13 protein-coding genes and 1 pseudogene are annotated in these 16,732 nt (G+C 67.6%); all 14 read left to right on the forward strand.

Annotation, left to right across the window (positions count from 1 at the left end):
• The first annotated feature begins 931 nt into the window (after positions 1-931).
• The 14 genes and pseudogenes from glmM (at position 932) to GFD21_RS09635 (ending at position 16,708) form a co-directional block, all read left to right on the forward strand.
• On the forward strand, positions 932-2,317 hold the full coding sequence (glmM, locus tag GFD21_RS09570; RefSeq protein ID WP_163197745.1) for a phosphoglucosamine mutase: 1,386 nt from the start codon (positions 932-934) through the stop codon (positions 2,315-2,317).
• 48 nt (positions 2,318-2,365) lie between these two features.
• Positions 2,366-3,019, forward strand: a complete 654-nt coding sequence (locus tag GFD21_RS09575; protein ID WP_163197746.1) for a peptide deformylase — start codon at positions 2,366-2,368, stop codon at positions 3,017-3,019.
• A gap of 218 nt (positions 3,020-3,237) precedes the next feature.
• Positions 3,238-4,923 (forward strand): ABC transporter substrate-binding protein, encoded by a 1,686-nt coding sequence (locus GFD21_RS09580; RefSeq protein WP_163197747.1) that lies wholly within the window; start codon positions 3,238-3,240, stop codon positions 4,921-4,923.
• A gap of 7 nt (positions 4,924-4,930) precedes the next feature.
• Entirely contained in the window at positions 4,931-5,899 is a 969-nt protein-coding gene (locus GFD21_RS09585; RefSeq protein WP_163197748.1) for an ABC transporter permease, read from the forward strand.
• Positions 5,899-6,822 carry an ABC transporter permease gene (locus GFD21_RS09590; RefSeq protein ID WP_404801582.1) on the forward strand — a complete coding sequence of 308 codons (924 nt, stop codon included), beginning with the start codon at positions 5,899-5,901 and terminating at the stop codon, positions 6,820-6,822. Before GFD21_RS09585 ends, GFD21_RS09590 begins: the two co-directional genes overlap by 1 nt.
• Positions 6,812-7,672: pseudogene (locus tag GFD21_RS09595) on the forward strand (ATP-binding cassette domain-containing protein); the annotation flags it as partial. The gene GFD21_RS09590 and the pseudogene GFD21_RS09595, both read left to right, overlap by 11 nt.
• A gap of 155 nt (positions 7,673-7,827) precedes the next feature.
• A complete protein-coding gene (locus tag GFD21_RS09600) occupies positions 7,828-8,688 on the forward strand; it encodes an ABC transporter ATP-binding protein (protein ID WP_163197750.1) in 861 nt (286 codons plus the stop codon).
• A gap of 1,137 nt (positions 8,689-9,825) precedes the next feature.
• Positions 9,826-10,347: a hypothetical protein gene (locus tag GFD21_RS09605; protein ID WP_163197751.1), complete on the forward strand. Its 522-nt coding sequence runs from the start codon at positions 9,826-9,828 to the stop codon at positions 10,345-10,347.
• A 70-nt stretch (positions 10,348-10,417) separates the two neighbouring features.
• Entirely contained in the window at positions 10,418-10,786 is a 369-nt protein-coding gene (locus GFD21_RS09610) for a GntR family transcriptional regulator (protein ID WP_163197752.1), read from the forward strand.
• A complete protein-coding gene (locus tag GFD21_RS09615) occupies positions 10,783-11,742 on the forward strand; it encodes an ATP-binding cassette domain-containing protein (protein WP_163197753.1) in 960 nt (319 codons plus the stop codon). Before GFD21_RS09610 ends, GFD21_RS09615 begins: the two co-directional genes overlap by 4 nt.
• Positions 11,735-12,769, forward strand: a complete 1,035-nt coding sequence (locus GFD21_RS09620; protein ID WP_163197754.1) for a hypothetical protein — start codon at positions 11,735-11,737, stop codon at positions 12,767-12,769. The genes GFD21_RS09615 and GFD21_RS09620 overlap by 8 nt, the downstream gene beginning before the upstream one ends.
• 110 nt (positions 12,770-12,879) lie before the next feature.
• On the forward strand, positions 12,880-13,806 hold the full coding sequence (locus tag GFD21_RS09625) for a hypothetical protein (protein WP_163197755.1): 927 nt from the start codon (positions 12,880-12,882) through the stop codon (positions 13,804-13,806).
• 508 nt (positions 13,807-14,314) lie between these two features.
• The gene (locus GFD21_RS09630; RefSeq protein WP_163197756.1) at positions 14,315-15,337 is read left to right on the forward strand and encodes a pyridoxal-phosphate dependent enzyme; all 1,023 of its coding nucleotides are present in this window, start codon (positions 14,315-14,317) and stop codon (positions 15,335-15,337) included.
• Between the two features lie 186 nt (positions 15,338-15,523).
• Positions 15,524-16,708, forward strand: a complete 1,185-nt coding sequence (locus tag GFD21_RS09635; RefSeq protein WP_163197757.1) for a cystathionine gamma-synthase — start codon at positions 15,524-15,526, stop codon at positions 16,706-16,708.
• The last annotated feature ends 24 nt before the right edge of the window (positions 16,709-16,732 follow it).

Here is a 16,732-nt window from a genome sequence, read left to right on the forward strand (position 1 = left end):
CACCCGTCAACCATGCCCCAGGACACGGCGTCAACCATGCCCCGAGACACGCGTCAACTATCCGCTGAGACTAGACAGTACATGCGTGTGCCCCTGCACGCATGAATCGGTTGATTCCGTGTGCGGGGGCACGGTTCCGTTTCCTGGAATCGTTGGAAAATGGCGGTTTATGGCATGCGTGCGTAAATATGGCATATGACCGGTGTGCCCCTGCGCGTGAAAAACAAGCCTCGTACGCGTACGGGGGTACGGAGTGTCCAACGGGCAGGGGTGAAACGGGGCGAAGAGCCTCGTATGCATACGAGGGTACGGGGTTATCTCCTGTGATCGTGTTCAGCGAGCTCCCGACCATCAGGGGTCACCGAACATGGTCATGGGTATCCGATGCAGTGTTCGTGCGCAGTTTATCCGATAGATGCGGAGTCGGGAAGGGCACGTGCGGAGTCGGGTGCCGAAGATATGTGCGGCCGGCCCGGACGGGCCGAGGCAAAACCTTGGAATTCCGGCGAAGCGTCATGGCGTTTTGTCGGGTCGTTCCGCGTTCTTCGAGACCCCACTCCGCACGTGTTGTCGAAAACTCCGCACGTCACCCCAAAACTCCGCACTTGCATCATGGCTGCTGTGTGACGAGGCGGGTGGATGGATCCCGCCGGATGGCTGGTCCGGGCCATGCGGAACGGCTGCCGTACCCGGTCCGGTTCGCCGTGCTCATGACGTGCGACGGTGGCTCGGTTGGTCTCCTGAACCGCATGCGGACGGGACGGAACGGACAGGCGGGCGGCCCCGGCATGGCCGATTGTGCCCGATTTGGGAGGCAATCGGGCGAACCGGGTGATTTTCCCGCGCTCGCCGATTACCATGGGGCGGGTAACGGGCGTGCCGCCGTATGCCGCACGCCATTCGCGGATGTTCGAACGAAGGATGCAGAACCATGCCGAAGATGTTTGGAACCGATGGGGTGCGCGGACTGGCCAACCGTGATCTGACCGCCCGCCTGGCGCTCGACCTGGGCGACGCCGCCGTGCGCGTGTTGGGCGACGCGGGCACGCAGGACAACCAGCCGGAGGGACGCCGCCGCGCCCTCGTCGGCCGTGACACGCGCGTGTCCGGCGACTTCCTCGCTTCCGCGCTGTCCGCGGGCATGGCCGCCGGCGGCTTCGACGTCATCGACGCGGGCATCATCCCTACCCCGGGCGTCGCGTTCCTCACCTCCGTGCTCAACGTGGAGATGGGCGCCGTGATCTCCGCCTCCCACAATCCCATGCCCGACAACGGCATCAAGTTCTTCGCGCGCGGCGGCTTCAAGCTGCCCGACGCCAAGGAGGACGAGATCGAGGCCGTGCTCGGCCAGGACTGGGACCGCCCCACCGGCGCCGGCGTGGGCCGTGTGAGCCACGACACCGTGACCGCCACCAACCTGTACATCGACCACCTGGTCTCCTCGATCGCCCCGCTCAATCCGGACAAGACCCAGCCCAAGCCGCTCAAGGGCCTCAAGATCGTGGCCGACTGCGCGAACGGCGCCACCTCCGTCGTGGCCCCCGAGGCTCTGCGCCGCGCCGGCGCCGACGTGATCGTCATCAATGCCTCCCCGGACGGCTACAACATCAACAAGCACGCCGGCTCCACCCACCCGGAGCAGCTGCAGGCCATGGTCAAGGCCACCGACGCGGTCATGGGCGTCGCGTTCGACGGCGACGCCGACCGCTGCCTCGCCGTGGACGAGGACGGCAACATGGTCAACGGCGATCAGATCATGGGCATCCTCGCGCGCGCCAAGAAGGAGTCGGGCAAGCTCGCCGACAACACGCTCGTCGTCACCGTGATGAGCAACCTGGGCTTGAAGCTTGCCCTGAAGGACATGGGCATCAAGACCGTGCAGACCGCCGTCGGCGACCGCTACGTGCTCGAGGAGATGCTGCGCGGCGGCTACACGCTGGGCGGCGAACAGTCCGGCCACGTCATCAACCGCGAGTTCGCCACCACCGGCGACGGCACCCTGACCGCCCTGACCCTGTGCAACGAGGTCGTCCGCTCCGGCAAGAGCCTCAAGGAGCTCGCCGCCGACTTCCCGCAGCTGCCGCAGACCCTCGTCAACGTGCCGAACGTCGACAAGATGGCCGCCACGACCAACGCCAAGGTGCAGGCCGCCGTCGAACGCGAGGAGAAGCTGCTCGGCGAGACCGGCCGCGTGCTGCTGCGCCCGTCCGGCACCGAGCCGCTCGTGCGCGTCATGGCCGAGGCCGCCACCCAGGAGCAGGCCGACGAGGTGTGCGAGCGCCTCGCCAAGGTCGTCGCCGACGAACTCGCCCTGTAGCCCGCGTCCGGAGCCCGTTCCGGAGCACACCCCGTAAGGAGTCAACGCATGTTCGGCAAGAACACCAAGGTCGACCTCGCCCTCAACCGCGACGTCGAACAGCTCATCAAGACCGGCGGCAAGGAGCGCATCCTGCCCATCGTGCAGGCCGGCGAGCCGGTGCTGCGCGCCAAGTGCGCCGCCTACACCGGCCAGCTGTCCAAACGCACGCTCGCCAAGCTCATCGACACGATGCGCACGACGATGCTCGAGGCGCCCGGCGTGGGCCTCGCCGGCCCGCAGATCGGACTCGGCCTGGCGCTCGCCGTCGTCGAGGACCATGTGCGCGACGACGAGGACGACCCGCGCGAGATCGCCGAATTCCCGTTCCACGTGATCATCAACCCGAAGTACACGCCGGTGGGGGAGAAGACCGCCAGCTTCTTCGAAGGATGCCTGAGCTTCGACGGCTACCAGGCGGTGCGCCGCCGCTGGCTCGACATCGAGGCCGAATGGGACGACGAGGACGGCGGCCACCACAAGGAACGGCTGCACGGCTGGCCGGCGCGCATCTTCCAGCACGAGACCGACCATCTGAGCGGCGAACTGTACATCGATCAGGCGGAGATCCGCTCCCTGACCACCACGGAGAACCTCGAGGACTTCTGGTGCGACGACCCGGTGCCCGCCGAGGCCGCCGAGGAACTCGGCTTCGAACTGTGACGGCAAGGCCGTCGCGGGCATGATGCCATGACGACAAGGGCCCCGCGGGCCGGCGACGGCCGCGGGGCCCCGCCATACCCGGGCATGGGCTATAGTGAGACGCGGTGATCGACCCCTCACGGGGCGGTCAACCATGCAACACTCACGGCATCGATGGACGAGGGCGTCGGCATGCCCTCGGCCCGGACGATGCCATAACCGAATACAGGGAGCATCCCATGTCCCAGGAGAACGGTGCGCACGGCGAGGCCGGCGCAACCAACGGGAACGAATCCAGGAACGAATCCAGGACGACCGGCGCCGCCAGCACGGACGCCGGCCTCAACGCGCGCGCGAAGGCGCCGCGGGGGCCGAAAGGCCACAAGTCCAGGGGATGGCTGTGGTCGCTGATCGCCGTCATCGTGGTCGCCGCGCTCGTCGTCGGCGTCAACGCGTTCTTCACGAACAAACAGGGCGGCGACGCGAACGGCGACGGCGGCGCGTCCGCGGCGAAGACGGCGGACACCGTCGCCATCGGGCTCAAGCTCGCCCCCGTGAACCTCGACATCCGCCACCAGTCCGGCTCTGCGCTCGAGCAGATCCTCATCGGCAACGTGTACGAAAGCCTCGTCTCGCGCGGCTCCGACAACAAGGTGCATCCGGGCCTGGCCAAAAGCTGGGACGTGTCCAAGGATGGGCTCACCTACACGTTCCATTTGAACGACCACATGAACTTCTCCAACGGCGACACGCTCGACGCCGAGGACGTGGCCTGGTCCATCAACGAGCTCAAGGCGAGGAAGTACTACAACTACGACCAGGTCGCCAACCTCGACAAGGCCGAGGCCGTCGACGCGCACACGGTGAGGATCACGCTCTCTGCGCCCGACTCGAACATGCTGTGGTACCTGACCGGACGCCCCGGCCTCGTCTACGACAAGGACGCGACCTGGGACGAGAAGACCGGCGCGCTCGGCTCCGGCCCGTACACGGTCGAATCCTTCGATCCGAGCGACAAGATCGTGTTCAAGGCCAACCCGAAGTACTGGGGCGCCGCGCACAAGGCGAAGACCGAGAACGTCGTCATCCGCTTCCTGCCCGACGACAACGCCGGCATCAACGCCCTCAAGAGCGGCGACGTGCAGGTGCTCTCGCCGATCACCGCCACCCTCGCCGTACCGTTCCGCGACAACCCCGACTACGTGGTCAAGGCCGGCGACGGCTCCGACAAATTCGTGCTCGCGTTCAACATGACCGACGCCAAGCTCAAGGACAAGCGCGTGCGCCAGGCCATCCGTTACGCCATCGACCACAGGCAGATCATCGCCTCGCGCGGCGGCGTCGACGCGAAGCTCGGCGGCCCGATCCCCAAGGTCGACCCCGGCTACGAGGACCTGTCCGGCGTGTACCCGCACGATGCGGCCAAGGCCAAGAAGCTCATGAAGGAGGCCGGCTACAGCGAGGACCATCCGCTCGAGCTCACACTCACCTACGCGAACGTGTACGGCAGCGAACTCGGAGACCAGCTGAAAAGCCAGTTGAAGCCCATCGGCGTCGACCTGAAGATCGACTACGTGGAGTTCTCCACCTGGCTGCAGGACGTGCACACCAACGGCGACTACGAGCTCTCCCTCGTCGACCACGCCGAAAGCCACGACTTCTACAAGTGGGCCACCCCGAGCTACTACTACCACTACGACAACAGGCAGGTGCGGGACCTGTACGCGAAGGCGCTCGCCGCCACCTCGGACGAGGAGGCCTCCGACTATCTCGCCAAGGCCGCGAGGATCGTCTCCGAGGACGCTCCCGCCGACTGGCTGTTCTCCTGGCGCGTCACCATCGCCTACGCCAAGGGCGTCCACGGCTTCCCGCAGAACCTGAGCCAGACCGTGCTGCCCCTGTGGCGGATCACCTACGAGAAGTGAGCCGCCGATGCGATTCGTGATACGACGGCTGCTGCTGTTCGCGGCGGCGCTGTTCGGCATCTCCGTGCTCGTGTTCGCCGCGCTGCGCATCCTGCCGGGCGATGTCGCCGTCGTCATGGCCGGCACCAACGCGACCGCCGCGCGCGTCGCCGAACTGCGCGCCGAATTCGGCCTCGACCGGCCGTACCCCGTCCAATACCTCGACTGGGCGGCCGGGCTCCTGCATGGCGATCTCGGCATGTCCGCGCTGACCGGCCGCGCGGTCGCCGCGCAGGTCGGCCGACGCGCCGCGATCACGTTCCCGCTCATCGTGATGAGCCTCGTCGTCGCGCTCGCCGTCGGCCTGCCGCTCGGCTGTGCCGCCGTCATCACGAGGAATCCGCGGCTCCGCGGCTTCTTCCATGTGCTCGCCATCGCCGGCGGCGCCGTGCCCGCCCTGTGGAGCGGCCTGCTGCTGCTCCTGCTGTTCGGCCGGGGCGTGGGCCTGCTGGGCGTGCTGCCCTCGCAGGGATTCCCCGCCGACGGCTGGACGGGCGCGCCCGGGCGCGCATTCGCCTCGCTTGTCCTGCCCGCGTTCGCCACCGGATTCGTCGCGGCCGCCGGCATCATGCGCTACACGCGAGCCGCCCTGGAGGACATCGCCGCGGAAGGCGGGCCGGTCGACATGGCCATGGCGTGCGGCATGACGCGCACGCAGGCGCTGCTGCGCGTGGGGCTCCGCCTCGCCACCCCGCAGCTCGTCTCCGTCGTCGGACTGACGTTCGCCTCGATGATCACCGGCGTCATGGTCATCGAGAACCTGTTCGCCCTGCCCGGGCTCGGCGCGCTGCTCGTCGGCGACGTCGGCAACCGCGACCTCGTCGCCGTGCAGAGCGAACTGTTCCTGCTGGCCGCGTTCTTCCTGACGCTCGGCCTCATCATCGACCTGACGCACCGCGCGCTCGACCCGCGCCTCGCCGCCGGAGAGGGGGAATGATGACCGCACGCCGCGTCATATCCCGAGCCCGCATCGCCGTGGTCGCGCGCACCATGTGGTCGCGCGGCACCGGCCGCTACGCGCTCGTCATGCTCGGGGCCTGGCTGATCGTCGCGCTCGTCTCGCTGTTCTGGACGCCGCAGCCGCTGCTCGCCACCGACGGCTACCACGTGTGGGACACGCCGTCGGCCTCGCACTGGCTCGGCACCGACGGCACCGGCGCCGACGTGCTGAGCTGGCTCATGGCGGGCTCGCGCACCAACCTCGCCATCGCCGCGCTCACCGTCGTCTGCTCGGGCGCGCTGGGACTGCTGCTCGTCGGGCTCATGGTCTCCAGGTCGCACGCGCTCGCCTCCGTGTCCGTCGCCGTCGTCGACGCGCTCATCTCCATCCCCACCGTGCTCATCGCGCTGCTGCTCGCCGTGCCGTTCGGCGCCTCCGCCGCGGTCGTCGTCGGCGCATGCTCGATCGCCTACGGATTGAACCTCGCCCGCGTCGCGCGTCCCGCCGCCCTGCTCGCCGCACGCTCGCAATACGTCGAATCGGCGCGTTCGAACGGCATGGGCGGATTCGGCGTGCTCGTGAGGCATATCGTGCCGAACATCACGCCGGTGCTCGCCGTGCAGCTGTCCATGTCCGCCGGCACGTCCGTGCTCGCCGAGGCCGGACTCACGTATCTGGGCGTCGGCGTGGGCGCGGGCGTGCCCAGCTGGGGGCATTCGCTTGCCACCTCGGTCAAGCTCATCAACGTGTTCCCGCTGACCGTCCTGTGGCCGGGCCTCGTCGTCACGCTCGCCGTCGTCGCGTTGAACCTGTTCGGCGACGCGCTGCGCGACGCGGCCGACCCGGTCGCGAACCCGGCGCTGCGCACCGCGGGTCCACGCCCCACGCATTGGAGGAAGGGGACGTCCGATGACCGTTGACATCGCGGACCTGCATATCTCGCTCGGCATGCAGGAGATCGTGCACGGCGTGGACCTGCACATCGGAGACGGGGAGCGTGTCGGGCTCATCGGCCCATCCGGCTCCGGCAAGTCGATGATCGCGAAGTCGCTGCTGGGACTGCTGCCCCGCGAGGCCGCGCTATCCGGCGCGATCACGATGGGCGACGCCGCGATCCTCGCGCCGGGGGCGGCCGGTGACGGCGCCGACGATTTTCGTGGCGGTCGTGGCGGTCGTGACGGTCGTGACGGGCGGCGGGGCGGTTCGTCCATCTATGCGGACGAACGCACGCTCGCCGACCTGCGCGGACGGTACGTGGGCGCCGTGTTCCAGAACCCGACGCGCGCGCTCAACCCGGTGATGACCATCGCGCAGATCATCGGACTGCCGCTCTACCTGCACTACGATCTGACGCTTGCCGAACGCGTGGAACGCATCAAGGCGATGCTCGACAAGGTCGGCCTGCCGCAGGATACGCTGCTCAAACGGCCACATGAGCTTTCGGGCGGGCAGCGGCAGCGCGTCGGCATCGCCGCGGCGCTCGTCACATCGCCACGCCTCATCATCGCCGACGAGCCGACCACCGCGCTCGACTCGATCACGCAACGCCAGATCGTCGACCTGCTCGTCTCGCTCGTCGACGACGCGGGCGCATCCATGCTGTTCATCACCCACGATTTCGCCGTGCTGCAACGCGCCACCACACGCTGCTACGTGCTCGATGCGGGGCTTGTCGTCGAATCCGGCGCCACCGCCGGCCTGCTCGCCGCGCCCAAGGCCGCGCCGACCCGCGAACTCGTCTCCGCCGCCCGTACGCTCACATTGCATTCCGATATGGCAGGGATGGCCGGGGCGGACGGAGCGGAAGACGACGCATCCACGTTGCCGCCCTCGCCCGGGGAGCCGGGTGAAGCGGGGAGCGGCGCATCCATGCGCCTTCCCCTCAAGGGGGATCCGGCGGCACAGTCGACCGAGGAGACGAAACGATGACCGATTCGACCCGATCCCTCCTCGCCGCCCGTCACATCGACGCGTCGTTCGCCACACGCGACATGCACGCCGGATTGCGTGGTCTGACGCATCTGTTCTCAAGCGCTCCCCGCCGGCAGGTGCTGTTCGACGTGTCCGCCGAGGTGCGGGCGGGGGAGTGCCTCGCCGTGATCGGCGCGTCGGGTTCGGGTAAGACCACGCTGACACGCATCATGCTGGGGCTTGGCTCCGCCGATGCGGGCGGGGTTTTCTATAGAGGGAATGCCGTTTCGCGTGGCTCGGCCGGCATGAAGGCCCTGCGCGCCGAGTCCTCCATCGTGTTCCAGGACCCGTATGGCTCGCTCGACCCGCGATGGACGGTGGAACGTTCCGTGTCCGAACCGTTGTGGCTGCGCCGGCGCGCGCTCGGCTACGCGTTCGACGAGGTCGGTGCGAAGACCGTGCAGGCGCTGGCGCGCGTCGGCCTCGACCCGCGCGGGTTCCTGGATCGATACCCGTGCGACCTGTCCGGCGGGCAGGCGCAGCGCGTCGCCATCGCCCGCGCCATCGTCAACGAGCCGAAGGTGATCCTCGCCGATGAGCCGATGAGCGCCATCGACGTGGCCGCCCGAGTGCGGATCCTCGAGACGTTGCAGTCGATCGTGCATGGCGGAGGGACGTCCCTGGGTGCGGATGCCGTGGGCGAACGGCCCGCGCTGATCGTCGTGTCGCATGATCTGGGGGTCGTCCAGCACATCGCGGACCGTATCCTCGTGCTCAACGATGGGCATGTGGAGGAGACCGGACCCACCGCGCAGGTGCTTGGGCGTCCGCGATCCGACTACACCCGCCGTCTCATCGAGGCCGCCTCGCTGTAACGGCGCCTCCGGCGCCGCGGCGCGCATGCGTGCGGATTGGTTTCATTGCGTGGTGTGGGTTATCGGCTGTGTGTTTCGTCCGCTACCCGCATACCGGGCTTGTCCGTGGCTGCGATCGTCATGTCGAGCGCCTGCCGCTGTTGCGCGCATGCGGGAGGGCGACCTCATGGGGGATGGTCTGCCGGCTTATGAGGTGAGGCCGTTGTTCGTATGTGTGCGGATTCCTGCCGACAGACCCGTCCACGTATGGGATCGGTATGGGTATATGCGGAGTTTTCGAGCTTCGTGCGGAGTTCGAAGGCGTTCGTGCGGACCGGGGTCGGGTAGCCACCGGTTTTCGGCGATGTGCTTATGTGGACAATGCCTGGTATTCCGCCATTCCATGCAAGCGTGCATGGCGTGGTGGAAGCCGTCTTCAAGGAGTGGGTCCGCACGAAGCCCCGAAAACTCCGCACGAAGCTCGAAAACTCCGCATATATGACGCATATCGATCGCGCGCGTCGCCCGACAATCATGCAGGAGACCGAGGCCCTTTCGAAGAATGAACCGTTTCCGAGGGGCCGGGGTCTTTTTCCGGGATTAAGGGCCCTTCGGTAGGTCGGAGCTTTTCCGGCTGGCGTGCTTCCGGGGTCTGTTTCCCCAGTTGGTTCCCTTTCGGGTTCCTCTAGCTGGTTCCCCTAGCGAGTTCCCCTAGATTGGTTCCCCTAGTTGGTTCCCGCCGGGGGGGCGTTTGGAATCATCCGGCTTCCGAGCAGTCTCCGCTTGAATCGTTCCGTTTCCGATTCGCCTGTGAGAGCCATTTCCAATGCCATCCCCGTCTCAGGCCATTCTGTCTTCGGGCCATTCCACTCGGGGGTGCCGTTCCTTTTCATGGCCTCTTGTCGTTGTGGCATTCCGCTCTTGGGGTGTTGTAGTCCTCACTCGCCTGCGCGGTGTCCTTGGCGTTTGGGTCATTTCGATCCTGGAGTGTTGTCTTTCATGGACGTCCCGTTTTTCGGGTCATCCTGTTTTCGAGGCGCTCCGCATCCCTGTTGACATGTCGGCCGGTTGGTTATATGGTTAGTTACACAAGTAACTAACCAACTAACTAGCGAGGTTGCTTGTATTGAATCATCCGTTCGGCCCAAGGAGGTCATCATGAAGATCCAAGGACGATATGCGGCGATCGCCGTCGTGTGCACGATGCTGATCCCGTTGGCGGGGTTGGCCGCCGATGCGCGCGGCGATGCGCTGGGCGAGCCGGCCCCGGCCTCCGCGGCCGCGCGGCCGGCGGATGCGTTGGAGCCGGTCGTGCCCGACGACGTCCAGAAGACGTACGCGTCCGAGATCGCACGGCTGCGCGACACCGTCTCCAGTGCCGAGGCCAGGCAGGTGCTGGCCGACGGCGTCATCACGCAGGACGAGCTGGCCGGCCTCACCGCCGGATACACGCAGTGCCTCGCCTCCAAGGGCATCCGGTGGACCGAGCCCGCCGAGCCCGTCTACGCCGCCAAGGCCGACTACAACACCCTGCCCACCGGTCCGGTCGTCAAGAACGCCGACGGCACCTTCACCGGCAACGAGGAGGTCAAGGCGTGCAGCGACCGGTACGGGTACGATGAGGTGTTCGGCCTGTACGACGACATGCGCGCCAATCCGGCGAAAACCGCCTGGGAGTGACGCCGCCCACGGCCGTGCGCAAACGTCGCGCGCACGGACGCGGGCCCACCGTGAACGGAGTTGAAGCCACATGCGATTCGATTTTTCGGGGACCACGCCGCTGTTCCGGCAGGTGGCCGAGCAACTGGGAGAGGCGATCGTCTCCGGGGCCTTCGCCGAAGGCGAGCAGGTGCCCAGCACCACGGAGATCTCCACCACCTACAAGATCAACCCGGCCACCGTGCTCAAAGGCATGAACCTGCTCGTCGACCAGGGACTGCTGGAGAAGCGCCGCGGGCTCGGCATGTTCGTCACCGCCGGGGCCCGGCGCAAGGCCGGAGACGCCAAACGCGACGAATTCCTCACCACGCACGTCGGCGCATTCATCGCCGAAGCGAAGCGGCTCGGCATCGGCGCCGACGAACTCAAGGACATCATCGACAGGGGATACCGATCATGAGCCTCATCATCAACGACCTGACCAAAACCTTCCACAAGGCGTCCGCGCCGGCCCTCGACCACGTGAACCTCACGCTCGAACCGGGCATCCACGGCCTGTTCGGGCGCAACGGCGCCGGCAAAAGCACGCTGCTCGCCACCATCGCCAACCGGATCCTGCCCACGTCCGGCGACGTCGAACTCGACGGCGAGGACGTGCGCGACAACGAGCACGCGCAGGCGCGCATCCACCTCGTCAACGAAACGCTGCCGTTCCTGTTCGGCATGCGCGTCTCATCGTTCCTCAAGCGCGAAGGCCGCTATTGCGGCGGCATCGACGGCGAGGCGGCCGCGCGCATGCTCGCCGCGTTCGGCATCAAGGAGAACGCCTCATACGGCGGTCTCTCGCTCGGCCAGCGCCAGATCGTGCGCCTCGTCGCCGGACTGTGCCTGCCCGTCGACGTGCTGCTGCTCGACGAGCCGGTCAACGGCCTCGACGCGGCGAACCGCGAACGCTTCTACCGGCTTCTCATCGCATCGTTCGCCGAGCGCCCGCGCGTCATCGTCGTCTCCACGCACATCATCGACGAGGTCGCGCAGGTCGTCGAACGCGCCGTCATTCTCGACCATGGCCGCGTCGTCGACGCGTTCGACGCCGGCGACGTCGCCTCCCGCGCCACCGTGCTCGTCGGCGACGAGACGCGCGTGAACGCGTTCGTCGATGCGGAAGGGCTGCAGCCGGTCGCGGTCGAACGCATGGGGCGTCTCGCCACCGTCACCGTGCGTGGCCACGTGGACGAGCGTGACGCGCCCGACGGCATCGCCGTCAGCGGCCTCGGCCTGCAGGACTACTTCATCCGCGTCACCGGCGACGGCGGCACGACGGGGAAGATGACCGGCGCCGGTGGTGCGGAAGACTTCGCCGGGAATGCCGCCACGGCCGGTGCGACTGCGACGGGAGGCGATCGCGATGCGTAACGGACACCCTCCGAACGGCCCCCAGACCCGCGCGATGCGGCGGGACGCCCTGCTGGCGGCCATGGCGCTGCTCGCCACGATCCTGCTGCTGGCGACCATGCGATGGGGACTGTATCTGGCCTCGCAGCGACTCGGGTTCCTGTGGGTGAATCCGCTGACCGGCGGCGCCTCCATCTCGCCGTTCCGATTGGACCGGCTCACGGCGATGATGCTGTTCCTCGGCGCGGTCGCATGGTACGTGCTTTTCTTCGACCGGATGCTGTGCCACGGCGTCTCCCGGCGTTCGTTCGCCACGACGTCCGGCGGCATCGGGTTGTTCGCGGCGATCGTCTCGACCGTGCTGCTGGTGCCGTTGGCGTATGTCGGCACCTATTTCGGCAGCATCCGGCTGTACCAGACCGGGCACCTGGAAGGTGGCACGTGGATTGCGGAAGGGCCCAACGATGGTTGGAGATGGGTCAACGGCTGGCTGGGCAACGGCGTCATGATGGGCCGTGTCAACCGCTTCGCGAATGCGTGGGTCGGCCACAACCTCGATCCTCGTGATCCGTACGCCGCCATCAGACATGCCGGGCTTCCGCTGTTCCTGCTCGCCTGCGTCATCTTCCTCGCGATGATGATCGCCGCCACGGCCCTCGGCATGCTCGCCGGGGCGGCGCTCATGTGGGTGCTCGACGGCGGGACGCGGCGCATCGTCGGTATGGCGGCGGCCCTGCTCGCCGCCTATGCCGTGGGCGTGCTGGCGGTGCTCCCGTGGATGGAGGCGATGCGCGACCCCACGTGGTCCGGATGGGTGGGCGTGCTCAGCCCGCTGTGGGTGCGCCTGACGCGGGGCGATTCACTCTACAACGAATACGACGTGAGCCATACGGAACTCGCACTGCTGTACGCGTGGCTGCCGCTCATCGAATCGTTGCTGCTGTTCGCGGTGTGCGCGGTGGCGGCGAGGCGGCTCGCGGCGCGGCATGAGGTCCATTCCGTGCGGCTCGTCGCGGCGGGGGCCGGCGGCGAAGGAAAGACGAGGTGATCGCGATGGGATCGACGGCAATGAAGACGGCGCCCGGCATTTCGCCCAACGCGCGAGGCGGTACGCGGGGCGGTGCGCAGGGCGATGGGGCGGCGATGGCGGCGCGGAGGATGCGGCGTCATCGGGCCGGCCGGCAGACGCGCGTCATGATGCGGCGATGTGCGGGACTGTATGCGGCGGTGCTCGGCGTGGGCGTCGTGATGGCCGCGATCGGCGGCGGCGTACGGTATCTTGCCCTGCACGGGGACTGGCATGTGCGGATGCCGTACGCGCTCGACACCATGATGGGCGCCGGCGCGGCCGACATCGAATCGTTGATGGGGCTGATGCTGTTCGTCGCCGGGCTGGTCTGGTTCCTGGCGTTCGTGGGGCCGGAACTGTGCCACGGCGTGGACCGGCGCTCGCTGGCGTTCGCGCCGGCCGTATGCGGTGTGGCAGCCAGCGCCCTGTCGGCGGTGGCGATGACCGCGCTGGAATACGGGTTGGTGGATCGCGTTCGGCAAGGTTCCGTCGAGGTGACGGCTGGCGCATCCCCGGTCTATGGCTGGTGGGGCAACGATCTCTACCAGACGCCGTTCTCCTACCGGTTCCTGTACGCGTGGCAGTATATTCCGGCCTCCACGGGCGGCGCCTCGAAGGTGTCGGGCATCATCCCCGGCGGGTGGCTGTTCATGGGCGCGGCCTGCTTCGCGCTGATGCTCGCCGCCGCGGCGCTGGGACTGCTGGCCGGCGCGGCCGCCGCATGGGCGTGCTCGGGCGGTGCGAAGCGGATTGCGGCGTCCGCGGGCGTGGTCGTCGTCGCCTATGCGGCGGCGATGCGGCTGTTCCTGTTCAACGGCTCCGTGAAGCTGGCATGGCTGGCGCAGGCCATGACCGGCGAGGTCATCCGGTACACGCGGGCCTGGGACGAATGGCATCTGTACGTCGCGTGGATCCCGCTCGTCGAGGCGGTGGCGCTGTTCGTCGTCTGCGCGGCCGTCGCCCGTCGGCTCACGATGCGACGCGAGGTCCACGCCGCACGGCGATGGCTCATCTGAATCGGCCTTGAACCCTTGGAACGCCGCGGATTCCCTTCATGGGCGATCCGCGGCGTTCCCGTTATGCGGACGGCTCCGACACGCGGGAACACGGGGGAGTGGTATGGTGTGAGTCATGCAGATTCTCATGTGTTGTTGTCGCTAACCGACGCCCCCGGGCGAACGGTCAGTGACGCATAACTTGAGATAGGGCATCCGAACGCGGCGGGGGATTGCCGCGATCTTCATTTCGGATTTCATACGCTATGGGCAGACCGGTATCGGCCGGTACCGATTACGCGTGGATTATTGGCACGTTGGGGGTGCCGATACTCGTTCGGGATCCGCGAAGGAAGCATACGGGAACGGCGACGGATACCGAAGCGTTCCCGATTCGCAAGGCCTTCATCATCATCGGCATCGTCATTCATCGTCTCGCAGGGGAACGCCGGTTCACGACGGCAGCCAGCCGCATACCGACCCCACCAGTCCGCAACGAAACCACGAACCACAAGGAAACGAGACGATCATGACCATCGCGAACAGCACCGCCGACCTCATCGGCGACACCCCGCTCGTCAGGCTCAACCGCATCCCCGCCGAGGACGGCGTCAAGGCGACCATCGCCGTGAAGATCGAATACATGAACCCGGGCGGCTCCTCCAAGGACCGCATCGCCGCGCGCATCATCGACGCGGCCGAACGCTCCGGCGAACTGAAGCCCGGAGGCGTCATCGTCGAACCCACGTCCGGCAACACCGGCGTCGGCCTCGCCATGGTCGCCCAGCAGCGCGGCTACCGCACCATCTTCACCCTGCCCGACAAGGTCTCCGAATCGAAGCGCGCCGTGCTGCGCGCGTACGGCGCCGAAGTGGTCGTCACCCCCACCGACGCCGGCCCCGACGATCCGCGCTCCTACTACCAGGTGGCCGAACGCCTCGCCAAGGCCATCCCCGGCGGTTACCGGCCCAACCAGTACGACAACCCGAACGGACCGGCCAGCCACTACGCCACCACCGGCCCCGAGATCTGGCGCGACACCGACGGCAAGGTCACGCACTTCGTGGCCGGCATCGGCACCGGCGGCACCATCTCCGGCACCGGCCGCTACCTGAAGGAGGCGTCCGACGGGCGCGTCGTGGTCGTCGGCTCCGACCCGGAAGGCTCCATCTACTCCGCGGCCGGCCCCGCCGACGTGCACCAGTACGACATCGAAGGCGTCGGCGAGGACTTCTACCCGAAGGCCTACGACCGTTCCATCCCCGACGAGATCGTCAAGGCGAACGACGCCGAGGCGTTCGAGATGACCCGCCGTCTCTCCGGCGAGGAGGCGCTGCTCGTCGGCGGCTCCTCCGGCATGGCCGTCGCCAGCGCCGTCAAATACGCGAAGGAACACGACCTCGACGAGAACCAGCTCGTCGTCGTGCTCGCCCCCGACTCCGGCCGCAGCTACCTCGAGAAGATCTTCGACGACGACTGGATGCGCGCCAACGGCTACGGCGACGTGGTCGACCGCACCACCCTTCCGTCCCTCGCCGAACGGTACCTGTAGCGACCCCGCCCCCGCCGGGACGACAACCGGCGGACACAACGACCGTGACAACCACGGCAACCGACAACCACGACAACCGACAACCACGGCAACCGACAACCACGGCAACCGACAACCACGACAACCCCGCAATCGCACGATCCCATCCATTCCATCCATCCCATCCATCCGAAAGGAACACCCATCATGACCGCCGCATACAACGCCCAGTTCGCCGAAACCGCCCTCGCCACCCGTGCCATCCACGCCGGGCAGGAACCCGACCCCACCACCGGCGCCGTCGTCACGCCGATCTACGCCACCTCCACGTTCAAGCAGGACGGCGTGCTCGGACTGCGCGGCGGCCACGACTACTCGCGCTCCATCAACCCGACGCGCACCAGCTTCGACGAACAGCTCGCCGCCGTCGAAGGAGCGAAATACGCGCTCTCCTTCTCCTCCGGGCTCGCCGCCATCGACGTGCTCCTGCGCTCCACCCTGAAGCCCGGCGACAACATCCTCCTCGGCAACGACGTGTACGGCGGCACCTACCGTCTGCTCGCCAAGGTGTTCGTGCCGTGGGGCGTCAGCCTCGACGTGGTCGACATCACCGACCCGAAGGCGGTCGAGGCGGCGCTCGCCGCCAAGCCGTACCGCTACATCTGGGTCGAGACCCCGTCCAACCCGCTGCTCAACATCACCGACATCGCCCTGACCGCCGAGCTCGCGCACAGGCACGGCGCCAAGGTCGTCGTCGACAACACGTTCGCCTCGCCCGCCCTGCAGCATCCGCTCGACGAGGGCGCCGACGCGGTCGTCTACTCGACCACCAAGTACATCGGCGGCCACTCCGACGTGGTCGGCGGCGCCGTCGTCCTCAACGACCCCGACGTGCGCGACCAGGTCGCGTTCCTGCAGAACGCGGCCGGCGCCGTGCCCTCCCCGTTCGACTCCTGGCTCGACATCCGGGGGCTGAAGACCCTCGACCTGCGCGTCAAGCGCCACTCCGCCAACGCGCTCAAGATCGCGCAGTGGCTCGAATCCCAGCCGTCCGACGTCGTGGAACGCGTCTGGTACCCGGGTCTCGAATCCCACCCCGGACACGAGATCGCCGCACGCCAGATGCACGGCGGCTTCGGCGGCGTCGTCTCCGTGCAGCTCGCTGCCGGCGCCGAGGCGGCGAAGCGCTTCGTCGACCACACGACCATCTTCACGCTCGCCGAATCGCTCGGCGGCGTCGAAAGCCTCATCGAGGTGCCCGCCGCCATGACCCACGCCTCCGTGTCCGGCACCACCCTGCAGGTGCCCGACAACCTCATCCGCATCTCCGTCGGCATCGAGGACGCCGACGACCTCATCGCCGACCTCGACCAGGCGCTGGGCAGGCTGTGACCCCCTCCGCCGCATCTCCCACGG

The sequence above is a fragment of the Bifidobacterium platyrrhinorum genome, from assembly GCF_010667645.1.
In the GTDB taxonomy this organism is placed as follows: Bacteria; Actinomycetota; Actinomycetes; order Actinomycetales; family Bifidobacteriaceae; genus Bifidobacterium; species Bifidobacterium platyrrhinorum.